The organism is Asticcacaulis excentricus (genome assembly GCF_003966695.1).
GTDB lineage: Bacteria > Pseudomonadota > Alphaproteobacteria > Caulobacterales > Caulobacteraceae > Asticcacaulis > Asticcacaulis excentricus_A.
Genome location: NZ_AP018828.1, coordinates 724,307 through 750,989, shown reverse-complemented (window position 1 = coordinate 750,989; position 26,683 = coordinate 724,307). Strand labels below are relative to the sequence as shown.

The window sequence follows — 26,683 nt, the reverse complement described above, 5'->3', positions numbered from 1 at the left end:
ACATCTGGAACCCCGCTTCGGCGGGGTTTTTTGTTAGCCTGGTCCCGACCGATTGGGAGCCGATTGCGCGATCACGCGGTCGCCGACAAACGGATTGTGCGCGCGTTCGGCGGCGAAACTCGACATCGGGCCGTGGCCACAGACGAACTGCACATCCCCCAGCGGCCAAAGCCGCGTGGTGATGGCGTTGATCAGGTCGGCGTGGTTGCCGCGCGGAAAATCGGTACGCCCGATTGAGCCGCGAAACAGAATATCCCCCACCTGAGCGAACTGGCTTTCGGGGTGGTAGAAGATGACGTGGCCCGGCGTATGGCCGGGGCAGTGGATCACCTGCCATTCGGTTTCACCCAAGGACACTGTGTCGCCGTGCGTGAGCCAGCGCGTCGGCTCGAAGCTCTGAGCATCGTAAATGCCCCAGCGTTTGGCGTCTTCCGGGATGCGCTCGATCCAGAAGCGGTCGTCCGCGTGCGGGCCTTCGATAGGCGCGCCCGTCGCCTCATGCAGGGCCTGCGTCCCGCCAGCGTGGTCGGCGTGGCCGTGCGTCACCCAGATTTTCTCAACCGTCAGGCCGCGCCGCTTTATTTCGGCCAGCACCGGCTCGATATCGCCGCCGGGGTCGATCACGGCGGCTTTCTGCGTTTTTGTACACCACACGACGGTGCAGTTCTGCTGTAGCGGCGTGACGGGGGCGACGAACAGACGGATAGGGGGTTCAGCGGTCATCGGGTTTCCGGCAATGAAAAGGCTCCGGCCAGATATGACCGGAGCCTTGATAAACTACAAGCCTCAGACGGCCTATTTCACGTCATCGACGCCCTTGCCAAAGGCTTCGGCCGGAGACGCCAGATCGGTGTCTTCGGTAATGTCGATGCCTTTGGCGAGCTTCGACTGCCAGAAGCCATAGAGGGCATAGATCAGCGCACCGACGATGGCATAAACCACCAGAATGGTCAGCGGCAGGGTATTGCCCTTCATGGCATGATCGACCATCGGCGCAAAGTTCTGCCAGGCGAGGAACAGACAGGCGAGGATGCCGAGGACCGCCGTGAAGATACCACCGGGCACTTTGAACGGACGCTCCATTTCCGGGTGGGTAATACGCAGGAAGATCACCGAGAAGCAGACGATCGAGAAGGCGACCGCCGTGCCCAACGACACCAGATCACCCAGCAGGCTGATCGGCAGGAAGGCCGCCGCAATGGCAATCATGATGCCCAGAACGATGGTGCCCAGCCAAGGCGTGCGGAACTTCGGGTGAATCTTGGCGAAGACGGCGGGAATCAGGCCGTCGCGCGCCATGGTGTAGAAGATGCGGGTCTGACCGAAGCAGAGGACCAGCATCACCGACGACAGACCGGCCACAGCGCCGATCTTGATCAGCAGGCTGATGGCGTTCATCGTGCCGCTTTCCGTCCACGGGGCCGAGAAGTTGGCCCACGTCAGCGCCATACGGTCGATAGCCACCGCGATCGGGGCCGGGCTGGCCAGTTCCTTGTACGGCACGACGCCGGTCATGACGGCGGCGACGGCCATGTAGATGAGCGTACAGATGATCAGCGCCCCCAGAATGCCGACGGGCACATCGCGCGACGGGTTCTTGGCTTCGGCGGCGGCGGTGGAAACGGCTTCGAAGCCGACATAGGCGAAGAAGATGATGGCCGCACCACGGAAGATGCCGCCGATGCCGAACTCGCCGGGATTGCCGGTCGGCTCAGGGATGAAGGGGTGCCAGTTGGCCGGATTGATATAGGTGACGCCCACCGCAATGAAGGCCAGAAGCACAATGATCTTCAGGACGACGATGGCGTTGTTGACATTGGCCGATTCCGACACGCCCAGAATTAGCAGGCCGGTCACCAGAGCGATACCGATGGCCGCGATCAGGTTGAAGGTGCCGGTCATCATCATGGTGGTGTGCCCGGAGTCATTGGTCACGGCCTGAACCAGCGGCGTTGCCCACATGGCCGCCGGGTGCGAGGGGTCGCCTCCGGCCAAGGCTGGCAGGTGGACGCCAAAATCCGCCAGAAGACTGACCACGTAGCCTGACCAGCCGACGGCGACGGTCGAAGCAGCGATGCCGTATTCCAGCACCAGCAGCCAGCCCATGATCCACGCGAACACTTCGCCCATGGTGCCATAGGCATAGGTATAGGCCGAGCCCGATACCGGCATGGTCGAAGACAGTTCGGCATAACAAAGGCCGGCAAGCGCACAGGCTATACCGGCCACAACGAAGGAAATCATGATCGCCGGACCAGCATTGGCCGAGGCGACCTGTCCGGTCAGCACGAAGATACCGGCGCCGATAATGGCCCCGACGCCCAGAGACATGAGGTTGATCGGGCCGAGCGTGCGCTTGAGCGGGCTCTTGGCCGCTTCTGCCTGAATCTTGGCGATGGACTTTTTCAGGCCCAGCCGAGCAAATATATTGGACATGCGTCCCCCAAATGGTGCGACAGAAGGGCTGCGCCCTGACGCAAACCCTTAACGAAACCGTGACGCTAACGTCATCTTGTCGCTTTGGCAACGACATATATTTACACATTTCGCGCCTTGCGTCTGCAAACTGTTTGGGATTGTCGACAAAGGACGCTCACACTTTGCCCCAAATCGGAGTAGATGAGGCATATGCTGCCCATTGAAGAGATTTTTGCGCCGCTGAGGGCCTTTCTGGCTGAGCGCACGACCGCCATACTGATCGCGCCGCCGGGGGCGGGCAAGACGACGGGCGTGCCTCTGGCCCTGCTCGATGAGGCGTGGCTGGCCGGGCAAAAGATCGTCATGCTTGAGCCGCGGCGGCTGGCGGCGCGGGCGGCGGCCATGCGTATGGCGGAGGTTTTAAGCGAACCCGTGGGCCAGACAGTCGGCTACCGCGTGCGCGGCGACAGCCGGGTGTCGAAACAGACGCGCATCGAAGTCGTCACCGAAGGGGTGTTTGCGCGGCTGATCGTCGATGATCCGGCGCTGGAAGGCATTGGCTGCGTCATTTTCGACGAGTTTCACGAACGCAGCCTCGACGCTGATCTGGGGCTGGCCTTCGCCCGCGACAGTCAGAGCGTCCTGCGCGACGATCTGCGTATTCTTGTCATGTCGGCGACGCTGGACGGGGAGCGGGTCCGGGGCGTGTTGCCCGATGCCGAGGTGTTTCATTCGCTGGGCCGCGCCTTTCCGGTGACCACCCACTATACCGGCCGCGATTTGACTCTGCGGCTGGAAGAGAATGTGGCGAAGGTCGTGGCGCGGGTGGCGGTCAGGCTGACGCCCGAGCGCGCCGAGACGATGCTGGTCTTCCTGCCGGGGCAGGGCGAAATCCACCGCGTGGCGACTCTGCTGGCCGAAAAGGGCCTGCCGCCCTTCATCGAGGTGCACAAGCTCTACGGGGCGATGGAGGCGAAGGATCAGACGCGGGTGCTGGCCAAAAACGCCCCCGGCACGCCGCGCATCGTGCTGGCCACCGCCATTGCTGAAACCTCGCTGACGCTCGACAAGGTGTCGATGGTGGTCGATAGCGGCGTGGCGCGACTGGGGCGCTTCGATGCGGCGCGCGGCGTGGTACGTATGGTGACCGAGCGCGTCTCAAAGGCCGCCGCCGATCAGCGGCGCGGGCGGGCCGGGCGGACGCAGGCGGGAGACTGCTACCGCCTGTGGGATGAAGAAAACGACCGGTCTTTGATCCCCTTTGCGCGGCCGGAGATCCTCGATACCGACCTGTCGCGGCTGGTGCTCGATCTGCGCCTGTGGGGGGCGAAATCGACTGATGGCCTCGCCCTGCTTGATCATCCACCGAAGGCGGCTCTGCACGAGGCCGAAAAGCTGCTGCGTGGGCTGGATATTCTTGACGCAAAGGGTGAAGTCACGCCGCACGGGCGGCTGGTCGGGCGGCTGCCCATGTCGCCGCGTCTGGGGCATATGCTGCTGCTGGCCGCGCGTGACGGCTTGAGCGATCAGGGGGCTTCGCTGGCCGTGCTGTTGTCAGAGAATGGCTTGGGGGGCAAGGCGACCGATCTTGACCTGCGGCTGGAGGGCCTGTCGAAGGACCGTTCGCCCAAGGTGACGCAGGCGCGGCAACTGGCGCAGACCTGGGCGCGGCTGGCCGGGCAACTGGTGCGTGACGTGCGAAAGGACGCAGCGTCGGCGCAAACCGCCGTCAAATCGGTCCATGCCCTGCTGGCCGAATGTTTCCCTGAGCGCGTGGCCAAGGCGCGGGGGAAGGCCGGCGAATTTGTCATGGCCAATGGGCGCGGCGTCTATGTCGATGAACATGATCCACTGGCGCGGTCGGCCTATATCGCGGTCGGTGATCTGGGCGGCGGGGGCGGGCGCGACCGCGTGCTGCTGGGCGCGGCCTTGAGCGAGGCCGAGGTGCTGACCCTGTTTGCCGACCGGCTCGAAAAGCGCACCGTGCTGGAGCGCTTCAATGGCCGCTACCGCGCGCTGGCGCAGGTGCGCTTTGGCGAACTGATCCTGTCGAGCCAGCCTTTACCCGCCGTGCCGCCGGAATTGCTGATTGAGGCCGAGGCTGAAGAAATCCGCACCAAGGGGCTGAAAGTCCTGAAATTTTCTGAGAATGCCGAAAGCCTGCGCGCGCGCGTCAATTTTCTGCACGCGCAGGACCCGACCTGGCCCGATCTGTCGGATGAGGCCCTGCTGAGCGGTCTGGCCGACTGGCTAGGGCCCTATGCGGCGGGGCGGCCCCTGTTGTCGCTGACCGCCAGCGACGTGTCTCAGGCTCTGCTGGGGCGGCTCGATTATGAGCAGCAACGCGCACTCGACACGCTGGCGCCCGAACACTGGCGGATGCCGACGGGGTCGAATATCCGCATCGACTATGGGGCCGAGGGCGGGCCGCGGCTGGAGGTGCGGGTGCAGGAGCTTTATGGCGTGACGCAACACCCCGTGGTGGGACCGCAGCGGACGCCGCTGACGCTCGCCCTGTTGTCGCCGGCGCATCGCCCTATCCAGATTACGAAAAATCTCCCCGCCTTCTGGGATGGCTCATGGACGGAGGTGCGCAGCGACATGAAGGGCCGCTATCCACGTCATGTCTGGCCGGAAAACCCACGCGACGCTGATCCCACCACGCGGGCCAAGCCGCGCGGTACGTAAAACTATCTTCTCACACTTCACGTATAAGCCGCAGGAGTTGCCATGATCACCGTCCATCACCTGAATAATTCGCGTTCGCAGCGCGTGCTGTGGCTTCTGGAAGAACTGGGTCTCGACTATGAGATCGTGCGCTATCAGCGCGATCCCGACATGTTCGCGCCGCCCGAACTGAAGGCCATCCATCCGCTGGGTAAGTCACCGGTCATTACTGATAATGGCCTGACCATCGCCGAAACGGGCGCGATTGTGGACTATATTCTGGACACCTATGCGCAAGGGCGACTGGTGCCCGAAGACCCCAAGGCGCGGCTTCTGATGCGCTACTGGCTGCACTATGCCGAAGGGTCGGCCATGCCGCTATTGCTGCTGAAACTGATCACCAGCCAGCTTCCGGCCAAGGTGCCGGGGCTGATCCGTCCGATTGCCGGGCTGATCGCCAAGGGGCTGGAGGCCAAGATGGTCACGCCGGGCCTGAAGACGCATCTGGCCTTCTGGGAAACGTCGCTGAAAGACACCGGCTGGTTTGCGGGCAAGGCCTTGAGCGCCGCCGACATCATGATGAGCTTTCCGGTCGAGGCGGCGGTGAGCCGCGCCGGAGCGGGACAGAGCGCGGTATTGCGGGGCTTTGTCGAGCGTATCCACGCCCGCGAGGCCTATCAACGCGCCCTGTCCCGTGGCGGGCCTTACGACTACGCCTGAGTCTTGGTCGTGGTCGTCTTGGTTTCGTGGTTGTGGATGGGCTTCGACTGATCGTCTTTGACGATGACGACGCAGCCCGACAGGCTGGCGGCGAGGACGGTGAGGGCGGCCACTTTGAGGATAAGCGATTTCATGTCTGATCTTTCTGGGTAAGGGGAGGAAGGAACGGCGGTTTATCCGCGCGTTTTAAGGGTAAGAGCGCTTTTGGGCTGCAAGGCCTGGCTGTCGTCGGCCCTCCCTTCCAGATACATCAGGCATCCGGAAAGCGTCACGGCCACGGCCGCTACCGCCAGAAGTTTCAAGGTCAGTTTCATTGGTGTTGATCCCATTGTTGGTACAGGGGACCAAGCACCCAGCCCAAGCCCCACCTGAGGCATACTGCCCTGAATCTGAACGTAAACTGAATGACAAATATGTAATGAAACCCGTCTGTTCGATGGACCGGCTCATACCAGCGGTCATTCTTTATGACCGCTGGTATGAGAGGTGACCTACAGGCCGCAGGCGGCATAAATCATAATGCCCGTGGCCACCGACAGGTTGAGGCTGTCGGCGCGGCCGCGCATCGGGATCTTGACGTGCAGGTCGCAGGTATCGGCAATCTCCGGCGTCAGGCCCGACTGCTCGGTGCCCATCAGCAACAGCGTCGGGCGTTTGTACGGCGCGCTGCGGTGATCGTGTTTGGCGGTCAGTAAGGTGCCGACGACGGAGCCGGTCCAGCGGCCGCGATCGGCGATAAATTCCTCGCGTGTGCATTTGACGATGGGCAGGGCGAAGATCGAGCCCATGGTGGCGCGCACGGTTTCGACGCTGAACGGATCGACGCAATCCCCTATCAGGATGACGCCGCCGATGGCTGCCGCGTCGGCGGTGCGGATGATGGTCCCCAGATTGCCGGGATCGCGCACCTGCTCCAGCGCTACCCAGACCTCATGGCTGTCCGGGTCAATCTCCGACAGACGCCGGATGCGCTGGGCAAAGACCGCCAGCACCATCTGCGGGTTTTCCTTGCGCGAGATCTTTTCGAGGATGTCGCGCGTCACCTCAAGCACCTGCCCGCGGGCTTTCAGCGTCTCGTCAATGGCGCGCTGAAGCAGAGGGTGGTGATCGGCGTCCTTGCCATAGATCAGGATCTGCGGCGCGATCCCCTGATCCAGCGCGTCGATAATGATCTTCAGACCCTCGGCCAGAAACTGCTTGGTGGCCTCGCGCTCCTTGCGCATATGCAGGGCGCGGATGTCCTTGATTGTCTGGTTGGTTAGGGAAGTAATCTGCTTTATAGACATGGGCTTAGACCGGGTCCTTCATCCAGCGCGCAAAGAAGGACATGCCGAATTCGCGCGGGGCGACCGGGGATGCTTTCGCGCCTTTGGGCGTCTTCGGGTCTTCGCACAAAGTCAGTTCGCCATAGTCGATACGGCCGTGACGCTGGCCAATCGTTTCGGCCATCAGATGGGCCAGGGCCGGGCCTGAGACACGCGCCGCATAGGCGTTGAGCAAGAAGAAGGCCGCATCATCCGACAGAAGCTGCGCGCACAGGTCGAGCAGTTCGGGCAGGTCTTCGAACAGCCGCCACACTTCGCCGGTCGGGCCGCGTCCGTATTTCGGCGGATCGAGGATGATGCCTTCGTATTTGGAGCCGCGCTTGACCTCGCGCTGCACGTATTTGCGGGCGTCTTCGACGATCCAGCGGATGGGGGCGTCTTCCATGCCGGACAGGGCAGCATTGTCACGGGCATAGGCGACGGATTTCTTGGAGGCATCGACGTGGGTGACACGCGCGCCGGCGGCGGCGCAGACAAGGCTGGCGACGCCCGTATAGCCAAACAGGTTGAGGACGCGCGGCTGGTCGTTGCGCGCTTCGATGGCGGTCTTCTGCCACGCCCAGTTGGCGGCCTGTTCCGGGAAGAAGGCAAGGTGGCGGAAGGCGGTGAAGCGGCCATAAAATTTGACGCGGTCATAGCCTAAGGCCCATTGCTCGTCCGGGCGGCGACGGAAGGACCAGCGGCCGCCATCCTCGTCCTCGTTTTCGGCGTCAAAAACCGCGTCGGCCTTGTCCCACAACTCAGGATATTTCGGCGACCACCAGCATTGTGGCTCCGGCCGGATGACCAGATAGTCGCCATAGCGTTCGAGCTTCAGTCCCTTGCCGGAGTCAATCAGGGCATAGTCGCGCCACGGCAGGGTGCGCAGGGTCAGGGGCGTCGGGCTGATCTCGGTCATGCGCTGGCCATACCGCCCGCCGCCGCCCGCGTCAAATCTTCCTGTCAAGGCTATGAGGGGTTTGTCATCGCGGCTTCGGACGGGGCGTGCTCGGTCTTGTCCCAGTGGAAAGGCCGAACGACAAGCTGATAAAGCGCGAACAACGCGCCGAAGGATTGCAGGCCCCAATAGACAGGCAGCCCCAGACGATCCCATAGGCTGAGTTTCAAGCCCGCGCGGCGGGCGCCGATATCGAGCGCGATCTGCGCAAAGCCCATCCCGCACACCAGAAGGATCAGATCGGGCAAGCCTATGCCGCCAAGATCGGGTTGCCACAGATGCAATAGTCCCTGAGCGAGCGTCAGCGCCATGAACGGGGCGTAGCACAGGGCCGAGAAGACGTTCAGGCCAAGACTCAGCATCAGACCAAGGATGGTCATGACGGGTAAATCGCTAAGGCTACGGGTGTGCACCAGCAGGGTTTGCATATGGCCCTTGATCCAGCGTGTGCGCTGAGGCAACCAGGCGCGTGTATCCTCAGGCGGGCTTTCACGGGTCGGGGCCTCAATCAGGCCGCAGCCATAGCCACACCGCACCAGACGATAGGCCAGGTCGGCATCTTCGGTGACATTGTGGGCATCCCAGGCTCCGACGGCTTTCAGCGCTGGGGCGCGGAAATGGTTGCTGGTGCCGCCCAGCGGGAAGGTCAGGCCGAAGCGGTGCAGGGCCGGCAGCAACACGTCGAAATGCACGGCGTATTCGGCGGCGAATTGCCGGGCTATGAAGCCGCGCGACCCGGCGGGCCGCAACGGGGCCTGAAGGCAGGCGATATCCTCAGGCAGGTCGGCAAAGGCGGCGGCCGCTTCGCGCAACTGTGACGATGCCGGGATGTCTTCGGCGTCATAGATGGCCATAAGATCACCGCACGCGCGGCTCAGGGCAAGGTTCAGGGCACGCGGCTTGGTGCGCGGCGTGCCGCTTTCGACCCGTACAACGCGCATATGGTGGCGATGCGGATGGCGGTCGCGGTCCAGAAGGCCCTCAAAGGCGATCAGCGTTTCGGCATCGTCGTCTTCGAGCGCAAACAGAATTTCCAGTTTGTGACGCGGATAGTCGAGAGCTTCGAGGGCGCAGATCAGTTGCGGCGCTATGGCCGCTTCCTTGTACAGGGCGACAATCACCGTATAGACGGGCAGTTGGCCATCGGTCAGGGGCGGGACGGTGTACGGTCTGCGGGGGGTGAGAGAGGCGGTCAGTCTGAAGGTCGCATTTGTCATGAATAGCGCCCAGCACAGACCGTAAAGACATTGCGTTACCGCATCGAACGCCAGCCACAGACCGCTGATGAGCGTCAGGCTTAACACCATCAGCGACGCCCACTGCCAGACGACCGGGGGTGATTGCGCCGAAAAACGCGGATCAAGTGCGGCTATGCCTCTTGCGGAATCGGAGACGACGTATAGGTTCGGCCGCGCGCTGTCGGCGAGGGCCGCGTGCTCGACGGCTATGCGTTTAGGTTCCGGCGGCATGTTTCCCCCCCACGGCCTGAGGGGTACAACTTAAGACCGAAAATAGCCCTGTGGATAACTAACCTAAGGTGGTAAATCGGGTGAGAAATATCATTCTTTGGTTGTTTTTGGGCGGTTTTGGCCTTTTTGCGTGTGGCGCCGGGGCTAAACCCTTGCGTGTCGTATCTCTGGATATGTGCGCCGATCAGTACGCGCTGGCGCTCCTGCCTCCTGACCGTATCCTCAGCCTGTCGCCGCGCGCCCGCCATCAGGACAGTTTTTACCGCGCACGGGTCGGGGCGACCCCGCTGCGTCGGCCGACGCTGGAGGCGCTACTGGCGCTGAAACCCGATGCCCTTGTCCGCACCTGGGGCGGCGATGCCCGACTGATCAAGCAGGCACAGGCAAATGGCATAAAAATTATACAAATCAATGAGATTTCGACTTTTTCTGAGGCGGAGGCCGAGGTCAAAAACGTGGCAGCACAACTGGGCGTGGCGCAGGCCGGGGCACGCGAAGCGCAAGACATGACGGCGGCTCTGGCAAAGGTGCCGGTACCGGAACGCCCGCGAACGGTCCTCTATTACACCCCTTCCGGTTTTTCGGCGGGAGCCGAGACCTGGGTGGGTCAGGTTATCGGTGCGACCGGCCACAGGCTGGTGGCGTCGCAACCCTATTTCTACTATCTGTCACCCGAAGTGTTCTTAAGCGAAAAGGCGGAGGTCTATGCGCTGGGCTTCTATGAGGATGCCTATGCCATGCGGCGGGCGCCGGGGCGGCATCCGCTCGTGCGGGCGCGAATCGAGCGGGCGGCGCAAGTGACCATCCCCAGCCCGATGCTGGCGTGCAGTGCGTGGTACGCGGCGTTTGGCCTGCCTGAGCTGGCGGAGAAAATATCTTGAAAATAGGAATCATTCTGGCCCTTTCGGCGGCTCTGTTGCTGGTCCTGCTGATGGGCATGGGCGAGGTGGCGCTGAGGCCCGCCGACTATGCCGAGGCCTTGCGCGCGCCCGGCAGTCTGGCCGGAGACATCCTGTGGCAGATACGCCTGCCGCGTAATCTGTGTGCGCTGCTGGTCGGGGCCATGTTGGGGGTGGCCGGCGCGGTGGCGCAGGGCTATTTCCGCAACCCGCTGGCCGAGCCCGGCCTGATGGGCGTGTCGGGCGGGGCCGGTCTGGGGGCAGCGGTCGCCATCGTGCTGGGGCTGGGCCTGACGCCCGGCGCGGTCGAAGGCTTTGCCCTGCTGTTTGCCGGCGGCGTTTCGCTGATTATTCTGGCCTTTGTCAGCCGCTTTCCGGATCGGCAGGCCCTGATTCTTCTGGGGGTCGGTTTGTCGAGCCTGACCGGGGCGCTGATGGCGCTGGTCTTCAATTTGTCGCCCTCGCCGGTGACCACCGCCGAAATTCTGGGCTGGATGATGGGCTCGGTCGAAAACCGTAGCTGGACGGATGCGGCCATGGCGGCGGGGGGGCTTTTGCTGTCCGCGCTTATGCTGTGGCGGGTGGGGCCGGGCCTGAGGTTGCTGACGCTCGGCGAAGACACGGCGCGCTCGCAAGGCGTCGATCTGCGCCAACTGGCGGCCCTGTCGGTTGTCGCCATCAGCGTACTGGCCGGGCTGGCCGTCGCCGTGTCGGGAGTAATCGGCTTTGTCGGGCTGGCCGCGCCACATCTGGTGCGGGGTCTGGGCGTGCGCGACCCCTATCGACTGATCGCGCCTTCTGGACTGGCGGGCGGGGTAATGGTGCTGCTGGCCGATGGCGCGGTGCGCCTGCTGCCGACCTCGACGGATATTCGACTGGGGGTGCTGACCTCGCTGATCGGCGCGCCGCTGTTCGCAATTCTGGCCTGGAAAAGCGCGAAGGAATGGGTGCAGGGATGATCGAGACACACAGCCTTAGCGTCCGTCTGGGGCAGACCGAAGCCGTCCGCGACGTGTCTCTGCGTTTCGAGCCCGGACGCCTTTACGGGCTGGTCGGGCCGAATGGGTCGGGCAAGACAACGCTTTTGCGGGCGCTGGCGGGGTTGGTGGCGCCGTCAGAGGGTGCCGTGCGGATCGACGATCACGCCCTGTCGTCCCTCTCCCTGTCCGAACGCGCGGCGCGGATTGGCTATCTGCCGCAGACGCGCAGCATCAGTTGGGATCTGGCGGTGCGTGAGATTGTGCAACTGGGCGCGCAGCGCTTTCGCGATGCCGAAGCGCGCGCCGAGGCCGCATTGCGTGACGTGGGCTTGAGCGAGGCGGCGCATCGGCGGGTCTTTTCGTTGTCGGGCGGGCAAAAGGCGCGGGTGCTGCTGGCGCGGTTGCTGGCGACGGACTGTCCGGTCCTGCTGCTCGATGAGCCCCTGACGGCGCTTGATCCGGCATGGCAGCGTCAGGGGTTGGGTGTGCTGAAGGCCGCCGCCGCACGCGGCCATGTCGTGATCGCCAGCCTGCACGATCTGGGGCTGGCGGCGGCCTTCTGCGATGCGGTGTGCGTCATGCACGACGGGCGCGTGGCGGGGTTTGGCGCGCCTGAAGAGGTCTTCACACCGCCTTTGCTGGCTGAGGTTTTCCACCTGAACGGTGGGTTCCGCCCCAGTGATGACGGCCCCGCCCTGCACCTTGCGGCCAGCCCGGTCAGTTCCCTGACGTCGCTTTCAGGTCATTATAGTTGACCGGTCCGGTTGGCAGGCTGCCCGTATCCTCGCTGTCGCCCGTTTGCGGTGTGTAGGCGATGATCATGCCGCGTTTCAGGTCGGCCATTGGCGTCAGGGGCGCGGTGCCGCCATTGAGGCGGGCGCGATAGACGGCGTTGTTTTCCATTACCCGCATCATGTAGTTGCGCGTCTCGGTAAAGGGGGCGCACTCGATAAAGGCGATGGGGTCGGCCGTTTCGCCACGCGGATCGCCGCAGTCGATGATCCACTGCGGCGGACGATTCGGCCCGGCATTGTAGCCAGCGGCGGCCATGACGTAGGAACCGCCGAAGCGATCCACCAGTTCCCCGAGGTGATAGGCCCCCAACTGCATATTGTAGTCAGGATCGTACAGCATCGAGTCGGAATAGGTCAGCGACATGCGCCGCGCCACGCCTTTTGCGGTGGGGGGTATAAGTTGCATCATGCCGCGCGCATTGGCGCCCGAGCGCACCATCGGGTCAAAGCCCGATTCCTGACGGGTGATGGCCAGTACAAAAGAGCCTTCGGGCGATTTGACAGCGGGCAGCGCACGCAGCGGATAGGCGCGTTCGGGCAGGTAGAAGCCGCGTTGCTGAGAGACGCGCGCCGCGCGCATGGCCAGATCCTGCGTGCCATAGGTCCCGGCCAGATCGACCAGCAGGGCCTGCTCCTCGGCGGACGGCAGCACGTCGTCCAGCGCCAGAATCAGGGCGTTGAACAGGTCGCGTTCTCCGCTCTGCCCCAGAATCTTCGCGGCCTTGACCATGTCACGGTTTTCAAAACGCGCACGGTCGGCGGCGGTCGGCACGGGGTCCTTGCCCAGGGTGATGGCCTTCACACCGGCCTTTTCGGCGGCCAGTTGACCGTAGAAGGCGTAGATGAACTGACCGCCTTCGACGAAATGGGTGTGCGCCTTTTCGGCGTCACCGGCTTGGGCGCGGGCCTCATAGGCGCGACCCAGCCAGTAGTGGGCGCGGCTGCGGGTAATGGGCGAGGTGCCGGCTTCGCGGACTTTTTCGAAGTGGGGCAGGGCCAGATCGGGGCGATTGAGGCGAATCAGGGCGGTCCATCCGGCAAAAAACTCGCCTTCGGCCTTCTTTTCGCCGTTGGGGAAGCCGCCGCCGTTCATCGCCTCATAGGCGGCCTGATAGTTGCGGGCCTTGAGCGCGGCGCGGAAATAGGACAGGCGCTCGACCCACAGATTGCTCATGGCCGCGTCCGACGCCGGGGCAGGCGGCAGGTCGGCCAGCAGGCCAAAGCCCAGCGTCTCCAGCTTGGCGCGGCGCAGCGAACGCAGGCGCTCATAGGCCAGCACCGGGTTGCGCGGGCTGACGGCCAGCGCCTGTTCGTACAGGGTGACACCCGCCGCCGAACCGGAGCGCAGGGCCATGGCGGCCGTGGCCACCTTGCGGCTGGTTTCATCGACCAGCGGTAGCATGGCATTGGTGGCGGGCCCTTGCGTGCCCAGCAACAGGGTGGTGAGGCGCGCCTTGTGGTCCTCTGTCGTCAGATAGCGGCCAAAGCTGGCCTGAAAGCGCGACTGATCGGTTGCGTCAAAGGCCTGATCCCGCCACCATGCGCGCGCCAGCGCTGCGGCTTCGGTCGTCTGACCTACGCGCTCATAGGCGCTGATCAGGGCCATAGCCCCATCGACCGACAAGGGCGGCGCGCCTTTGAACCAGTCGATGGTCTGCTGCGGCGTCAGACTTCCGTTCCCGATCTGCTTTTCGGCCGCCAACTGGCGCTTCTGCTCGCGCGGCCAGCCCCACAGATCACGGCGCGCGCCATCGAGCGCGGCAAACCCATAGATGTCGCCGTCCGTGTTGATAATGGCCCACTGCACGATTTTGCGCGCTACCGGATCGCTTAAGCTGCCGCGCAGAGACTCGGCCAGAGCGAAATTCTTGCTGCGCGCCGCCTCCAGCGCCTGTTTCAGCGTGGCGCGGTCGGCTTCGGTGATAAGCCCCGCCTGATAAGGACGCGGTGCCGATGTCGTATCCTGCGCCAGAACGGGCGACAGGGCCATCCCGGCCGTCAGCGCGATCAGGGCCGCGCCGCCCATCCAGCGGCACCACGACGTCACCGAGCGCGCATTGAATGTCCGGAAAGCCTTGGTCATCACAAATTCCTCAAGCGTAGGGGGCAGGTCATAATGGCCGTACATGACAGCACAATTATGTGTCCGGGTTTTGTACCGTGATTTCCGCGGTGCGGTGGTCACGCTTCGATCACAAAAACCGTCAGAGCAAACGTAACGGCGTAATGGTGCGGATATTTAGGTTCGACGCAAGTCGCGCCTTATTCCGACGTTTTCTTTTTACAAAGTCGTTGCAGCAAATCCATTGTGGTTTTAAGGCTCATCCCCACATTTCGATCTGCTTAATCCGGATGATGACCTCCATGTCGAACCTTGATGCCCTGCCCCTGTTTTCCGGCGTAATTACCGCGCTGGTGACACCGTTCAAAAACGGTGAGGTGGACTATGCGGCGTTCAAACAACTGGTGGAGACGCAGATCAAGGCGGGTGTGCACGGTCTGGTGCCCGTGGGCACGACGGGCGAAACCTCGACCCTGTCGATGGAGGAGCACAAGGAAATCGTGCGCCTGTGCGTCGAAGTCGCCGCCGGGCGGGTCAAGGTCATCGCCGGGGCCGGGTCGAACAACACCGCCGAGGCGCTGGAGCTGGCGCGTCATGCCAAGACGGTCGGCGCCGATGCCGTGCTGGTCGTTGTGCCCTATTACAACAAGCCGTCTCAGGAAGGTTTGTATCAGCATTTCAAGGCGCTGAACGATTCGGTTGAGATACCGGTGATGCTGTACAACGTGCCCGGCCGCACGGTGATCGACATTTCAAATGACACCATTGTGCGCTTGTCGAAGCTACCCAACATCGTTGGTATCAAGGACGCCACCGGTGATCTGGTGCGCATGAGCCAGTTGCGAATCGCTATCGAACCCGGCTTCTCGTTCATCTCCGGCGATGATCCGACGCTTCTCGGCTATATGGCGCACGGCGGTCACGGCGTGATTTCGGTGACCTCCAATGTTGCACCGGCGGAGATGGTGGCACTCTATAATGCCGCGAAGGCAGGTGATTTCGCCACCGCCCGGACCTGGCAGGACAAGCTGATCAAGCTGCACAAGGTGCTGTTTGCCGATGCGTCTCCGTCCCCCACCAAATACGCCCTGAGCCGTCTGGGTCAGACGACTGACGAGGTACGCCTGCCCATCGTGCCCTGCGCCGAATCCGTGCGGCCGCTGGTCGATGAGGCCATGAAAGCCGCGGGGCTCTGACTTGGCCGAAAAAGAGCAATCCAACTATAAGGTCATCGCCGATAACCGGCGGGCGCGCTTCGACTATTTCCTCGAAAACAATACCGAGGCGGGCATCGTCCTGACCGGCACCGAGGTCAAGTCGCTGCGTCAGGGTCGCGCCAATATCGCCGAATCGTACGTCTCGATCGAAAATGGCGATGAGCTGGTGCTGATCAATGCCGATATTCCGCACTATGGCTTTGCCAACCGCTTCAATCATGAGCCGCGCCGCCATCGCAAGCTGCTGATGCACCGGCGTGAGATCGCGCGCTTCATGATCGCCGTGCAGCGCGAAGGCATGACCATCGTGCCGACGAAGCTCTATTTCAATGACAAGGGCAGGGTGAAGGTCGAGATCGCGCTGGCCAAGGGCAAGAAGCTGCACGACAAGCGCGAGACGGAAGCGAAGCGAGATTGGGGCCGCGAAAAGGCCCGTCTGTTGAAGGACCACGGATAAACAAAAGGCCCCGCCGGATGGTGGGGCCTTTTCCTGTTTAATCCTCAAACTCGTCGTGGCGCGTATTAGCGGGCTGCTGACGGGGGCGGCCGACGACGCTGGCCAGATCGGCCAGATCGACAAAGGTGTCGGCCTGACGGCGCAGTTCATCGGAGGTCATAGGCGGTTGCGACTTGACGGTCGAAACGACCGTAACGCGACAGCCCTTGCGCTGCACCGCTTCGATCAGGCGGCGGAAGTCGCCATCGCCGGAGAATAGCACCAGATGGTCAGCGTGGTCAGCAATTTCCATCATGTCGCAGGCGATTTCGATATCCATATCGCCGCGCCACCGCTTGCGCCCCTGCGCATCCGTATATTCTTTGGCGGTCTTGGTAATCAGGGCAAAACCGTTATAGTCCAGCCAGTCCACCAGCGGGCGGATCGGCGAATAGTCGTCGCCTTCGACCAACGCCGTGTAATAGTAGGCCCGCAACAGAACGCCGCGTTTACGAAACTCATCGAGAAGCTTGCGGTAATCAATATCGAAGTTAAGAGCCTTGGCTGCCGAGTAGAGGTTGGCGCCATCAATAAACAGAGCAATCTTGTCGGTGGGATAAAAACTCATTTAAATGGCTTTCGTTTAAAAAATCGAAGAAAAAAATGTCTAAAACAGTAGCGGCGTTATCGGCGATCCGGCCTGACATCTACATTGCCTATGGCGCGAATTTGCCTCACGAGTATTTAAATCCTTTGCAGGCCTTGGAGAGGGTTGTCAAGCGCTTGTGCCTTGATGACATAAAGGTTACGCGGATTTCATCCCTGTGGCGCTCTCAGGCCTGGCCGGACCCGGACCATCCACCTTACCACAACGCTGTCATGGCGGTTTGCACCACTTTGAAACCGGACGATTTACTCGCGCACTTACACGCGCTGGAGGCCGAAACCGGTCGCGTGCGGGGCGAAAAAAGCAATCTGCCGCGCGTGCTTGATCTCGACTTGATTGTCTATGGCGATGTCGTGCGACAAGGCGACCTGGTCCTGCCGCATCCGCGCGCCCATGAGCGGGGCTTCGTTATGGGGCCGATGGCGGAGATCGCGCCGGACTGGCGGCATCCGGCGTTGGGTTTGAGCGCACGGGAATTGTACGCGCGGGTGACGGTGGGGACGGACGCCTATCCGGCGGAGGATACGTCCGCCTTATTAGAGCGGAATGATTTCTAGTGGAATCATTCCGCTCAAGCCGCCATTGAGGCGGCGGCCAAGGTGGCGAAGCCACCGCCCGGCGAGGGGCTAAACAAAAATCTAGATCATTATGTTTCTTCCAGAAATCATAATGATCTAGGCCGCTGAGGGCGCTGTTCCAGCCAAGTGTAGAGCCCGACGCCGCCCAGCACAAGTGCAGTGCCGATCAGGTCGATCAGTGAGAGACTTTCTTTCAGGATGAGCACGCTCAGTCCCATGGTGAAGATGGGATTGATGAAGCCGATGACGGCATTGGCCTGAGAACTGATGCGCGCCAGAGCGAAGCTCACCAGATAGCCGGGCAGGACGGTCGCGCCGATAGCCAGACCGAGCGCCAGCCCCCACAGTCCCGGATCGGCCGGTATGGCGCTGGCCTGATGCGTCAGGCCGAAATGGATGAAGGTGGCGATGGCCGCCCCCACCATGCCCACCGAGGTAAACAGGGCGGCGCCCATTTGCGCGATCAAAGGCTTGGCCAGCAGCAGATAAAGGGCGAAGGCGACCGAGGAGGCCATGACCCAGCCGGCACCGATGGCGACGTCCGGTCCGCCGCTGCCCGCTTCCGACCAGAAGACGAGGGCCAGACCGGCATAGGCAATTCCAAAGGCGGGCAGGGCCAGTATCTTCAGTGGCTGACGGAACAACCACGCGCCCAGAAGGATGACGAACAGAGGGTAGGTGAACAGGATCAGGCGTTCAAACTGCGGCGACAGGTGCACCAACCCTTCGAAATCGGTATAGCTGGCGAACCAGTAGCCCAGCGCGCCAACCGCCAGCGCCTTGAGGTACAGGCTGCCCGACAGGGGCGCGGCCTTGCGCTGGCGATAGCGGGTGATCAGGCCGACGGCTATAAAGAACGGCGTGGCGATGAGAAGCCGCAGGGTCAGCAGAGTCGAGGCATCGACCTGATAGGCATAGGCCAGCTTGATAAAGATGCCCTTGGTGGCGAACAGAAAGGCCCCGGCCAGAGCCAGAGCATAGCCGCTCCAGCGCGACAGGGCGGACGGGGACGCAACAGGAGAGGACGCAGCGGACATGATGCGCGTCTCTTAGGCGAGGCGGGCAGGCGGTGCAACCGCTGCACGGCGGCTTGAACGTAAATGACAAGTAATTCTTGTGTTTTGCAGCGACACTGGCTAAAGACAGGGTGAACGAACACGGCTCACGCTGTCGGTCAAGGCGAAGTGCGTCTTGGCGGCGGCGTTTTTGTCATTATTTGCAAAGGGTTCTGCATGGCTCGCGTCACCGTCGAAGATTGCGTCGAGAAAGTCGATAACCGTTTCAATCTGGTGCTGCTGGCGGCGCATCGCGCCCGCGCCATCTCTTCGGGTGCCTCGATCCTGCTCGACCGCGACAACGACAAGAACCCGGTCGTGGCCCTGCGTGAGATCGCCGAGGACAAGCTGCCGCCGGAAAGCCTGACCGAAAGCCTGATTGCCTCGCTGCAGCGCGTCGATGAGCGCACCGAGGCCGAGGAAGAGGCCGAAACCCTGGCCCTGCTGGCTGATCCGCAGCACCAGCAGATGTCGGAAAGCGAGCTGATCCGCGCGCTTCAGTCCGATCGTGACGGCGGTCAGGAAGAACGCTACTAAGCCTCTGCTATTCAACGCATTTTGAAAACACCGGCCTGTCGCTCAGGCCGGTGTTTTTCTTTGTGTGCCCTCTTGCCCGTAACTTTGCCTGTAAACCCTGCTTTTTTATTGGCGATTAAAGGTTTGCGGGGTTACTCTTTGACTCGCGTGGCGGGGCTCTTATCTAAGGAGCCTGCATGTATGAGAAGAGTACGGTTCTGGACATGGCAACTGAAGGGCAATCGGTAATCACGGCACGGGTTTCGTCTGAAAACGAACCGCCTGCCGTGCCGCCCGGTTTCCCGGAAGAAACGCCTCAGGAAGTGCCGCCCGGTGAGCCAAAGGAGGGGGATGACATCCCCCCGCCCGAAACGCCGCCAATCGATCCGGTGGAAACCCCACCGCTCGATCCGCCGGCGGAAGCGCCTCCGATCCAGCCCCCCCCGAAATGCCGTCAATGACGGATAAGGCGCAGGCTCCCAAGCCTGCGCCTACCCCCGCTCCGAAGCGTCGTTTCCTGCGTCAGATGGAGCTGATCGACCGCGTCGCCGCCTATGATCCGACCGTCGATGAGGCGCTGCTCAACCGTGCCTATGTCTATGCCATGCGGATGCACGGCGCGCAGTTGCGCGCTTCGGGCGACCCCTATTTCGCCCATCCGATCGAGGTGGCGGGGATTCTCACCGACTACAAGCTGGACGCGGCCGCCATTGTCACGGCGCTGCTGCACGACACCATCGAGGACACGCCTGCCACGCGCGAGGAAATCGCTTCGCTGTTTGGCGAAGAGATCGCGCAACTGGTCGAAGGCGTCACCAAGCTGACGCGGCTGGAGCTGAAGTCCGAATATACCAAGCAGTCGGAAAACCTGCGCAAATTCATTCTGGCCATTTCCAAGGACGTGCGCGTGCTGTTGGTCAAGCTGGCCGACCGTCTGCACAATATGCGCACCCTGCAATACGTGCCGGAGCACAAGCGTGAGCGCATTTCGCGCGAGACGCTGGAGGTTTATGCGCCGCTGGCCCGGCAGATCGGTTGCAACCGCTTCGCTACTGAGCTGGAAGACCTGGCCTTCACCTTTATCAATCCGCGCGGGCGGGCGGCGATCCTGCAAAGACTGGCCGATCTGCGCGATCAAAAGGGCGCAGCGGTTGCCGATATTGCTCGCGACATTCAGGACACGCTGTCGGTCGCCGGTATCCGGGCGCGGGTGTCGGGTCGGGAGAAATCGCCCTATTCGATCTGGCGCAAGCTGCAACGCAAGTCGATTGGATTCTCACAACTGTCGGATATTGTGGCGTTTCGCGTCATCGTCAATAGCCCGGACGACTGCTACCTGTCTCTGGGCGTGCTGCACCGCAAGTGGCCCTGCGTGCAGGACCGCTTCAAAGACTTTATCTCGACGCCGAAATCCAACAATTACCAGTCCCTGCACACCACCGTTATCGGCCATAAGGGCGCGCGCATCGAAATGCAGATCCGCACCGAGGTGATGGACCGCGTGGCCGAAGAGGGGCTGGCGGCGCACTGGGGCTATAAGAACCAGTCCTATGGTTTCGATGAGGCGGCGGCGACGCAATGGGCTGAGCGTAACCCCATCGCCAATCTGCGCGCCATCGTGCAGATCGCCGAAAATGGTGGAGATTCCGATGAATGGGTCGAACACGCCAAGCTGGAAATGTTCCTTGATCAGGTCTTCTGCTTCTCGCCCAAGGGCCGCCTGATCTCCCTGCCGCGCGGGGCCATGCCCCTCGACTTCGCCTACGCGGTGCATACCGAGGTGGGCGACAAGGCCATCGGCGCCGTCATCAATGGCGAGCACAAGCCGCTGCGCACGCCCTTGCAGAACGGCGATCAGGTCGAAATCATCACCGGCGTCGAAGCGCGGGTGAACCCGGATTGGCAGTCCCTGACCATTACCGGTCGCGCGCGCGCCGCCATCCGCCGCAGCATCCGTCAGACCCAGCGCGACGACTTCATCCGTATGGGGCGCTCGGCGCTGGAACGCGGGGCGGCGCAGGTCGAAAAGACCCTAACCGACATGTCCTGGCGTCCGGCCTTTGAACGCTTTCAGGTGCAGAGCGAAGACGAGCTGTTTGAGCTGTGTGGCCGTGGCAAGATCGCGCCGGCCAAGGTGCTGGAGGCCCTGTTCCCCGGCCTGAAACTGCCCGCCACCCTGACCACGGATTCCTTCAGCCGCATCAAGGATGGTGAAGACGCCACGGCCTTTGTGCGCGGCCATGCCCTAAGGCTGCAGCAGAAGATCGTCTTTTCGCGCTGCTGCACGCCGGTGCCGGGCGACCGTATCGTCGGCATTGTCGAAGGCGCGGTGGTCCACGTCCATTCCATCGAATGCGAGCAACTTGAGTCCTATGAGGGACAAAAAGAGGTGTGGATCGACCTGCAATGGACGCTCAACGCCGAAAAGAACACCGTCTCGCCCGCCCGTATCCGCGCCAATATGCGCAACAAGCCGGGTGTTCTGGGGCAGGTTTGTACCCTGATCGGTGAGGCGAAAGGCAATATCGTCAATATCCGACTGTCCAATCAGCAGGTCGATTTCCTCGATGCCGAATTCGAAGTCGAGGTGCTGGATGCCCGCCACCTGACCAATATTACGGCCGCCATCCGCACCAATCCCTCGGTCGAAGGGGTTGAGCGGATCAGAGGCTGAGCCGGGTTTATTCCGGCGTGATGAGGGTCATGCCCGCGTGCTCCGCCGCCGCCACATCAAAGGTCAGGGTCCTCTCGCATCCAGCGCTCAGGTTTAGCCGATGGATCAGGGCGTCAGAAAAGTCCGCCTTGCCGGCTTTGTAATCGGCAAGCGCGCGATAGAGGTCTGGCTTATGCTCAAAACGGAGCTGATAGGCCCCCAGTAAAATCTCCAGCGTCTCAATGATGGCGTCGCGGGTGAGTTTATAACTGCGCGTCAGCACCCACACGGTTTCGACACAGGTCACCACCGATACAAAACCCGGCTGATCGTCGGTCAGGCCTTCGATCAGCGCCGAAGCCAGAGCGGCCTGGGCCGGATCGTCCTGCATGATGTAGCGAACGATCACGTTGGTATCGAGCCCGATCATTTGCCGGACGCAGCCTGTCCGATGGCCTCATTCATCTCTTCGACGCTGACGGGGCGGTCCGGCTTGCCAAAGCGGCCCTTGAGTTCTGTCATGGACCGCGTGGCGGCGCACAGCAGAAACTTTCCGGGTTCGATCTCGACGAATTCCACCCGGTCGCCCTGACTGACCGACATGGCCTTGCGCACCTCAGCGGGAATGGTGATCTGACCTTTGGTGGTGAGCGTTGCGGTACTCATTTTTCGGCCTCCAACGCCTTACTTTAATGTAAGGGATCAAAGTAAGCAAATCACGAGTGTGTACGAATGCGCCTGAAATACTTATTGGGTCGGACGACGATTTGGCCTATGTAGCGGCAAAACACATACTGCCGGGACCCTCCCATGACCTCTGAAGACGTGATCAATGAATTCCGTGACGCCAATGCCCTGAGAGAGGGGCATTTCGTGTTGTCGAGCGGGCTGCATTCGCCGCTGTTCCTGCAAAAAAACCTCGTCTTCATGAATGCCGACCGCTGTGAGCGCCTGTGCAAGGCGCTGGCCGAAAAGATCGTGGCGCAGGCCGGTAGCGTCGATGTGGCGATTTCGCCGGCCGTGGGCGGCATCATTCCCGGCTATGAGACGGCGCGGCACCTGAAGGTCCCGTCCATGTATGTCGAGCGCGTCGAGGGTGAGTTCAAGCTGCGTCGCGGCTTCCACATCGAACCCGGTGCGAAAGTGGTCATGGTCGAAGACATCGTCACCACCGGCCTGTCGTCGCGCGAATGTATCGCGGCCATTCAGGCGCTGGGCGGCGAAGTCGTCGCGGCGGCCTGTATCGTTGACCGGTCGGGGGGCAAGGCAGATGTCGGCGTGCCGCTGATCTCGCTGGCCAGCCTCGAAGTCCCGGCCTATCCCGCCGATGCCCTGCCGCCGGAACTGGCCGCTATTCCGGTGCAGGACCCCGGCAGCCGTCGTCTGTCGCAAAAGGCCTGATGCCATGAACCGCATCCGTCTGGGTATCAATATCGACCACATCGCCACGGTGCGCAATGCGCGCGGCGGCCATGCGCCTGACCCGGTGCGCGGCGCGCGCCAGGTGCTTGAGGCCGGGGTCGATGGCATCACGGCGCACCTGCGCGAAGATCGCCGCCACGTGCTCGATAAGGATATCTGGGCGCTGAAAGCCGTCTGTGATGCGTTTGGAAAGCCGCTGAATTTCGAGATGGCGGTGACCGATGAGATGATCGGCATTGCGCTCGATCTCAAGCCGCACGCCTGCTGTCTGGTGCCCGAACGGCGTCAGGAACGCACCACCGAAGGCGGTCTGGATGTGGCGGGTAATATAGACGTCGTGGGGCCCGCGGTCGCGCGGCTCAATGCGGCGGGTATCCGTACCTCGCTGTTTATTGCCACCGACCCGCTTCAGGTATCGGCAGCGTCGAACATCGGCGCGCCCGTGGTCGAATTCCACACGGGGGCCCTGTGCGACGCCTGGCGCGAAGGTGAACGCTCCATCGTCGAATCCGAGATGAAGAAGCTCGAATGGGCGGCGCACATGGCGGCCGAGGTCGGCATAGAGGTCCATGCGGGCCACGGCATCGACTATGATACCGTGACCTTTATTTCGCGTGTGCCTCAGATCAAAGAACTGAATATCGGCCACTTCCTGATCGGTGAAGCCATCTTTGTGGGGCTTGAGGCTTCGGTCAGCCGTATGCGGCACCTGATGGACGCTGCGCGCCTATGATCCTTGGCGTGGGCATGGACCTGACCGACGCACGGCGCATCCGGCAATCGGTCGAACGTTTCGGTCAGAAATTCCTCGACCGCGTGTTCACGCCCGCCGAGCAGGCCTATGCCCTGTCGAAAACGCCGGTGCATCCGACCCTGGCCAAGCGTTTCGCCGCCAAGGAGGCGGTGATGAAGGCGCTGGGCAGCGGTTTGCGCGGCTTTCATTTCACCGACATAGAGGTGCGCAATGATGCGCTGGGCAAGCCTGAGGTGACACTTAAAAGCGGCGCGCTTGACCGGCTTCAGGCGCTGTTACCGCAGGGCTGCGCGGCGCGCATCCACCTCAGCCTGACGGATGAGGGCGATCTGGCCGGGGCCTATGTGATTATCGAGGCGCTCCCTGAATAAAATGTAACGTCTATTTTTGGCCGGAATCTAAAAATAGACAGGCCGAAGGAATGCGCTTAAAGCTATAGGCGTTAAAGGAATGGGGCTGTTTATGAGCGCTGAGGACAAGGTTACGGAAGACGTGGCCGTAGAAAAAGATATTGTCGAAAGCGACGAAAAGTCGACGGTTAAGGACGAATGGTCGGATATTATTAAGACCGTGGCGATCGCCCTGATCATCACTCTGGTTTTCCGCACGCTGTTTTTCCAGCCCTTCACCATCCCGTCGGCCTCAATGGAGCCCAACCTCTATGAGGGCGACTACATTGTGGTGCGCAAGTGGGACTATGGCTATTCGAAGCACTCCATCCAGTTTTCGCCGCCGGTGATTTCGGGCCGCATTTTCGAAAAGCAGGCCAAGCGCGGCGACATCGTGGTGTTCAAGCTGCCCAGCAACACCAAGGTCGATTACATCAAGCGCGTCATCGGCCTGCCCGGCGACCGCGTTCAGGTGAAGAATGGTCAGGTCTTTATCAATGATCAGCCGGTGACCACCATCGACAAGGGGCCGATCTCCGCCGGTATCACCTATGCGACGCCGGATGTTGAGGTGATGCAGGAAGACCTTCCTGACGGCGCAACCCACCTCACGCAGGATATGGGTTATAAGCCCGAAGCCGACGATACGCAGGAATTTACCGTCCCCGAAGGTCAGTATTTCGTGATGGGCGACAACCGCGACAACTCGCTCGACAGCCGTTTCTCGCCCGCCGATCCGTTCCAGCCGGGCGTTGGCTTCGTGCCCGCCGAAAACCTTGAGGGCAAGGCGGTTATGGTGCTGATCTCGTGGAACAAGGGGGCCTCGCTGTTCAAGCCGTGGACGTGGCTCGACCTGCGCTGGGACCGTTTCTTCAAGTCCCTGAAATAATGACACGTATGCAAAGGGATGCCTCCGGTCATCGGCAGAAGGTGCTGGATGAACTGGAGGCGAAACTCGGATACCGCTTTGCGGACCGTCAACTGCTCGACAGCGCGCTTACCCACGCCAGTGTCAGCGATGGGCGCCCCAAAAAGACCGTCTCCGGCGATAATGAGCGGCTGGAGTTTCTTGGGGATCGCGTGCTGGGCCTGCTGGTGGCCGAAGCCCTGATGCAGGCCTTTCCGCAGGCCGCCGAAGGGGAGATGTCGCAACGCCTGCACGGGCTGGTCAGCCGCGAAACCTGCGCGGCGGTGGCCACGTCTCTGGGCGTCGGGGCGGCCATGCGTCTGGCCCCCGGCGAAACCAAAAGCGGCGGGCGCTCCAACCTGACCATTCTGGGCGATGCCTGTGAGGCCCTGATCGCAGCGGTCTATCTCGACGGCGGTTTTGAGACGGCGCGGCGCATCTTCGCCCCCCTGTGGCAACCGCATATCCGCGCCAGCCACTCCCGTTCGCACCTGAACCCCAAGTCGCACCTTCAGGAATGGGCCGCGCAGCAGAAGCTGGCTTCACCGAAATATGAGATCGTGGAACGCACTGGTCCCGATCATGCCCCTATCTTTAAGGTCGCGCTCACGCTAGAAGGCTATGATCCCGTCGTCGCCAGCGGCAAGTCCCGTCAGGACGCCGAAAAGGCGGCGGCCCTCAGCTTTATCGAACACGCAGGTCTTAATTGACGATCACCTCTTCTTCTCCCGCGACAACGCGCGCGGGTTTCGCCGCCATCATCGGCGCGCCCAATGCGGGCAAATCCACCCTTGTCAACGCCCTGGTCGGTTCCAAGGTCTCCATCGTCACCCAGAAAGTGCAGACGACGCGCTTTCCGGTGCGCGGTATCGCCATTCATGGCGAAGCGCAGATCGTGCTGGTCGATACGCCGGGTATCTTCAAGCCGCGCCGGCGTCTGGACCGTGCCATGGTCAAATCGGCCTGGGGCGGAGCCGAAGATGCCGACATCGTCGTCATGCTGATCGACGCTCCGGCGCATCTGGCCGTGCATTTCCCGGCCCCCGACACCAAGCCGACCGGTGCCGACAAGCTGGCGGTCGAAGACGCCGAGACCATCATTGCCGGGCTGAAGGCTAATAACCGCCGCGCCATTCTGGTGCTGAACAAGATCGACCTTCTGCGCCGCGATAACCTGCTGGCTCTGGCCGACAGCCTGTTCAAGGAAGGTGTTTTCGATCAGGTCTTCATGATCTCGGCCGAAAAGGGCAATGGCATTGGCGACCTCATGGAGGCGCTGGCTGATAAAATGCCTTCGGGGCCGTGGCTTTATCCGGAAGATCAGGCCGCCGATGCGCCGGTGCGTATTCTGGCCGCCGAAATCACCCGCGAAAAGCTGTTCCTGCGCGTGCATGAGGAACTGCCCTATGCCTGCGCCGTGGTGACGACCGACTTCAAGGACATGCCGGACGGCGCGGCGCGCATCGAACAGACCATCTTCGTCGAACGCGACGGTCAGCGCGCCATCGTGCTGGGCAAGAACGGCCAGACTTTGAAATGGATCGGTCAGCGCGCCCGTCAGGAGTTGATGGATATTCTCGACCGCAAGGTGCACCTGTTCCTTCACGTGCAGGTTAATGAGCGCTGGAGCGACGACCGGGCTTTATATGCGCAGTTTGGTCTGGAGTTCGGGGAGTAATTTCACGTGAGGCTGGCCGGTAGACGCTCCGCCTTTCTCCTCCCTTGCGAGCCTTTAGGCGAAGCGGGGGAGGTGGCACGCCGGAGTCCTAACGAAGGCGTGTCGGAGGGGGCTTCACGTTACCGTCCGGCCCCCTCCGT

Annotated in this window: 29 protein-coding genes; 17 read left to right on the top strand and 12 right to left on the bottom strand. The window is 62.1% G+C overall.

Translation table 11 applies throughout. The annotated features are described in order from the left end of the window. Positions 1-33: 33 nt before the first annotated feature. Together EM6_RS14590 and EM6_RS14585 are read right to left on the bottom strand one after the other, a co-directional pair. The gene (locus tag EM6_RS14590) at positions 34-723 is read right to left on the bottom strand and encodes an MBL fold metallo-hydrolase (RefSeq protein ID WP_126423863.1); all 690 of its coding nucleotides are present in this window, start codon (positions 721-723) and stop codon (positions 34-36) included. A 72-nt stretch (positions 724-795) separates the two neighbouring features. Continuing rightward, complete coding sequence (locus EM6_RS14585) at positions 796-2,436, bottom strand: amino acid permease (protein WP_126423862.1); 1,641 nt, start codon at positions 2,434-2,436, stop codon at positions 796-798. A gap of 192 nt (positions 2,437-2,628) precedes the next feature. Here EM6_RS14585 and hrpB point away from each other — a divergent pair, with 192 nt between their 5' ends. Both hrpB and EM6_RS14575 read left to right on the top strand, forming a co-directional pair. Then, on the top strand, positions 2,629-5,106 hold the full coding sequence (gene hrpB / locus EM6_RS14580) for an ATP-dependent helicase HrpB (protein WP_126423861.1): 2,478 nt from the start codon (positions 2,629-2,631) through the stop codon (positions 5,104-5,106). Between the two features lie 42 nt (positions 5,107-5,148). Beyond that, entirely contained in the window at positions 5,149-5,805 is a 657-nt protein-coding gene (locus EM6_RS14575) for a glutathione S-transferase family protein (RefSeq protein WP_126423860.1), read from the top strand. Here the strand turns inward: EM6_RS14575 and EM6_RS17425 are convergent. The 5 genes from EM6_RS17425 to EM6_RS14560 form a co-directional block, all read right to left on the bottom strand. Further along, a complete protein-coding gene (locus EM6_RS17425) occupies positions 5,796-5,939 on the bottom strand; it encodes a hypothetical protein (RefSeq protein WP_172961272.1) in 144 nt (47 codons plus the stop codon). The two genes, EM6_RS14575 and EM6_RS17425, sit on opposite strands and share 10 nt — an antisense overlap. Before the next feature lie 39 nt (positions 5,940-5,978). Then, a complete protein-coding gene (locus EM6_RS17420; RefSeq protein WP_172961271.1) occupies positions 5,979-6,119 on the bottom strand; it encodes a hypothetical protein in 141 nt (46 codons plus the stop codon). A gap of 177 nt (positions 6,120-6,296) precedes the next feature. Then, positions 6,297-7,091: a TrmH family RNA methyltransferase gene (locus tag EM6_RS14570; protein WP_126423859.1), complete on the bottom strand. Its 795-nt coding sequence runs from the start codon at positions 7,089-7,091 to the stop codon at positions 6,297-6,299. Between the two features lie 4 nt (positions 7,092-7,095). Continuing rightward, positions 7,096-8,028, bottom strand: coding sequence for a class I SAM-dependent methyltransferase (locus tag EM6_RS14565; protein ID WP_126423858.1), 933 nt, complete (start codon positions 8,026-8,028; stop codon positions 7,096-7,098). Positions 8,029-8,078: 50 nt separating this feature from the next. Further along, complete coding sequence (locus tag EM6_RS14560) at positions 8,079-9,536, bottom strand: glycosyltransferase (RefSeq protein ID WP_126423857.1); 1,458 nt, start codon at positions 9,534-9,536, stop codon at positions 8,079-8,081. Positions 9,537-9,688: 152 nt separating this feature from the next. On the opposite strand from EM6_RS14560, the gene EM6_RS14555 reads away from it, so the two are divergent. From EM6_RS14555 to EM6_RS14545, 3 genes are read left to right on the top strand one after another with little or no spacing between them, the layout of a single operon-like run. Beyond that, positions 9,689-10,417 carry an ABC transporter substrate-binding protein gene (locus EM6_RS14555; protein WP_126423856.1) on the top strand — a complete coding sequence of 243 codons (729 nt, stop codon included), beginning with the start codon at positions 9,689-9,691 and terminating at the stop codon, positions 10,415-10,417. Continuing rightward, complete coding sequence (locus tag EM6_RS14550; RefSeq protein WP_126423855.1) at positions 10,414-11,394, top strand: FecCD family ABC transporter permease; 981 nt, start codon at positions 10,414-10,416, stop codon at positions 11,392-11,394. Before EM6_RS14555 ends, EM6_RS14550 begins: the two co-directional genes overlap by 4 nt. After that, positions 11,391-12,170 (top strand): ABC transporter ATP-binding protein, encoded by a 780-nt coding sequence (locus EM6_RS14545; RefSeq protein ID WP_232037139.1) that lies wholly within the window; start codon positions 11,391-11,393, stop codon positions 12,168-12,170. Before EM6_RS14550 ends, EM6_RS14545 begins: the two co-directional genes overlap by 4 nt. Here EM6_RS14545 and EM6_RS14540 read toward each other — a convergent pair. Continuing rightward, positions 12,133-14,292, bottom strand: a complete 2,160-nt coding sequence (locus EM6_RS14540; RefSeq protein ID WP_232037138.1) for a lytic transglycosylase domain-containing protein — start codon at positions 14,290-14,292, stop codon at positions 12,133-12,135. The genes EM6_RS14545 and EM6_RS14540 overlap by 38 nt on opposite strands. A gap of 281 nt (positions 14,293-14,573) precedes the next feature. On the opposite strand from EM6_RS14540, the gene dapA reads away from it, so the two are divergent. Together dapA and smpB are read left to right on the top strand one after the other, a co-directional pair. Then, positions 14,574-15,467 (top strand): 4-hydroxy-tetrahydrodipicolinate synthase, encoded by an 894-nt coding sequence (gene dapA / locus EM6_RS14535; protein WP_126423852.1) that lies wholly within the window; start codon positions 14,574-14,576, stop codon positions 15,465-15,467. A 1-nt stretch (position 15,468) separates the two neighbouring features. Continuing rightward, entirely contained in the window at positions 15,469-15,945 is a 477-nt protein-coding gene (smpB, locus tag EM6_RS14530) for an SsrA-binding protein SmpB (RefSeq protein ID WP_013480432.1), read from the top strand. A gap of 37 nt (positions 15,946-15,982) precedes the next feature. On the opposite strand, the gene EM6_RS14525 is transcribed toward smpB, so the two are convergent. Next, positions 15,983-16,552 carry an NYN domain-containing protein gene (locus EM6_RS14525; protein ID WP_126423851.1) on the bottom strand — a complete coding sequence of 190 codons (570 nt, stop codon included), beginning with the start codon at positions 16,550-16,552 and terminating at the stop codon, positions 15,983-15,985. A gap of 35 nt (positions 16,553-16,587) precedes the next feature. Here EM6_RS14525 and folK point away from each other — a divergent pair, with 35 nt between their 5' ends. Next, entirely contained in the window at positions 16,588-17,148 is a 561-nt protein-coding gene (folK, locus tag EM6_RS14520; protein WP_126423850.1) for a 2-amino-4-hydroxy-6-hydroxymethyldihydropteridine diphosphokinase, read from the top strand. Between the two features lie 107 nt (positions 17,149-17,255). Here folK and EM6_RS14515 read toward each other — a convergent pair whose 3' ends face one another. Then, a complete protein-coding gene (locus EM6_RS14515; protein ID WP_126423849.1) occupies positions 17,256-18,206 on the bottom strand; it encodes a DMT family transporter in 951 nt (316 codons plus the stop codon). A gap of 195 nt (positions 18,207-18,401) precedes the next feature. On the opposite strand from EM6_RS14515, the gene rpoZ reads away from it, so the two are divergent. From rpoZ to EM6_RS14500, 3 genes are all read left to right on the top strand, one after another. After that, entirely contained in the window at positions 18,402-18,761 is a 360-nt protein-coding gene (rpoZ, locus tag EM6_RS14510) for a DNA-directed RNA polymerase subunit omega (RefSeq protein ID WP_013480428.1), read from the top strand. 176 nt (positions 18,762-18,937) lie between these two features. Then, complete coding sequence (locus EM6_RS17415; protein ID WP_126423848.1) at positions 18,938-19,201, top strand: hypothetical protein; 264 nt, start codon at positions 18,938-18,940, stop codon at positions 19,199-19,201. Then, positions 19,189-21,414 carry a RelA/SpoT family protein gene (locus EM6_RS14500; RefSeq protein WP_126423847.1) on the top strand — a complete coding sequence of 742 codons (2,226 nt, stop codon included), beginning with the start codon at positions 19,189-19,191 and terminating at the stop codon, positions 21,412-21,414. Before EM6_RS17415 ends, EM6_RS14500 begins: the two co-directional genes overlap by 13 nt. 7 nt (positions 21,415-21,421) lie before the next feature. Here the strand turns inward: EM6_RS14500 and EM6_RS14495 are convergent, their stop codons facing one another. Further along, the gene (locus EM6_RS14495) at positions 21,422-21,823 is read right to left on the bottom strand and encodes a PIN domain-containing protein (protein WP_126423846.1); all 402 of its coding nucleotides are present in this window, start codon (positions 21,821-21,823) and stop codon (positions 21,422-21,424) included. Beyond that, entirely contained in the window at positions 21,820-22,059 is a 240-nt protein-coding gene (locus EM6_RS14490) for an AbrB/MazE/SpoVT family DNA-binding domain-containing protein (RefSeq protein ID WP_126423845.1), read from the bottom strand. The genes EM6_RS14495 and EM6_RS14490 overlap by 4 nt, the downstream gene beginning before the upstream one ends. Positions 22,060-22,203: 144 nt before the next feature. Between EM6_RS14490 and pyrE the strand changes: the two genes are divergently transcribed. From pyrE to era, 6 genes are all read left to right on the top strand, one after another. After that, positions 22,204-22,794: an orotate phosphoribosyltransferase gene (gene pyrE / locus EM6_RS14485; RefSeq protein WP_126423844.1), complete on the top strand. Its 591-nt coding sequence runs from the start codon at positions 22,204-22,206 to the stop codon at positions 22,792-22,794. 4 nt (positions 22,795-22,798) lie between these two features. After that, complete coding sequence (locus EM6_RS14480) at positions 22,799-23,548, top strand: pyridoxine 5'-phosphate synthase (protein WP_126423843.1); 750 nt, start codon at positions 22,799-22,801, stop codon at positions 23,546-23,548. Next, positions 23,545-23,940, top strand: a complete 396-nt coding sequence (gene acpS / locus EM6_RS14475) for a holo-ACP synthase (RefSeq protein ID WP_126423842.1) — start codon at positions 23,545-23,547, stop codon at positions 23,938-23,940. The genes EM6_RS14480 and acpS overlap by 4 nt, the downstream gene beginning before the upstream one ends. Before the next feature lie 91 nt (positions 23,941-24,031). Continuing rightward, the gene (gene lepB / locus EM6_RS14470; protein ID WP_126423841.1) at positions 24,032-24,847 is read left to right on the top strand and encodes a signal peptidase I; all 816 of its coding nucleotides are present in this window, start codon (positions 24,032-24,034) and stop codon (positions 24,845-24,847) included. Further along, the gene (rnc, locus tag EM6_RS14465) at positions 24,847-25,575 is read left to right on the top strand and encodes a ribonuclease III (RefSeq protein WP_126423840.1); all 729 of its coding nucleotides are present in this window, start codon (positions 24,847-24,849) and stop codon (positions 25,573-25,575) included. The genes lepB and rnc overlap by 1 nt, the downstream gene beginning before the upstream one ends. Further along, the gene (era, locus tag EM6_RS14460) at positions 25,572-26,543 is read left to right on the top strand and encodes a GTPase Era (RefSeq protein ID WP_126423839.1); all 972 of its coding nucleotides are present in this window, start codon (positions 25,572-25,574) and stop codon (positions 26,541-26,543) included. The genes rnc and era overlap by 4 nt, the downstream gene beginning before the upstream one ends. Positions 26,544-26,683: the final 140 nt, after the last annotated feature.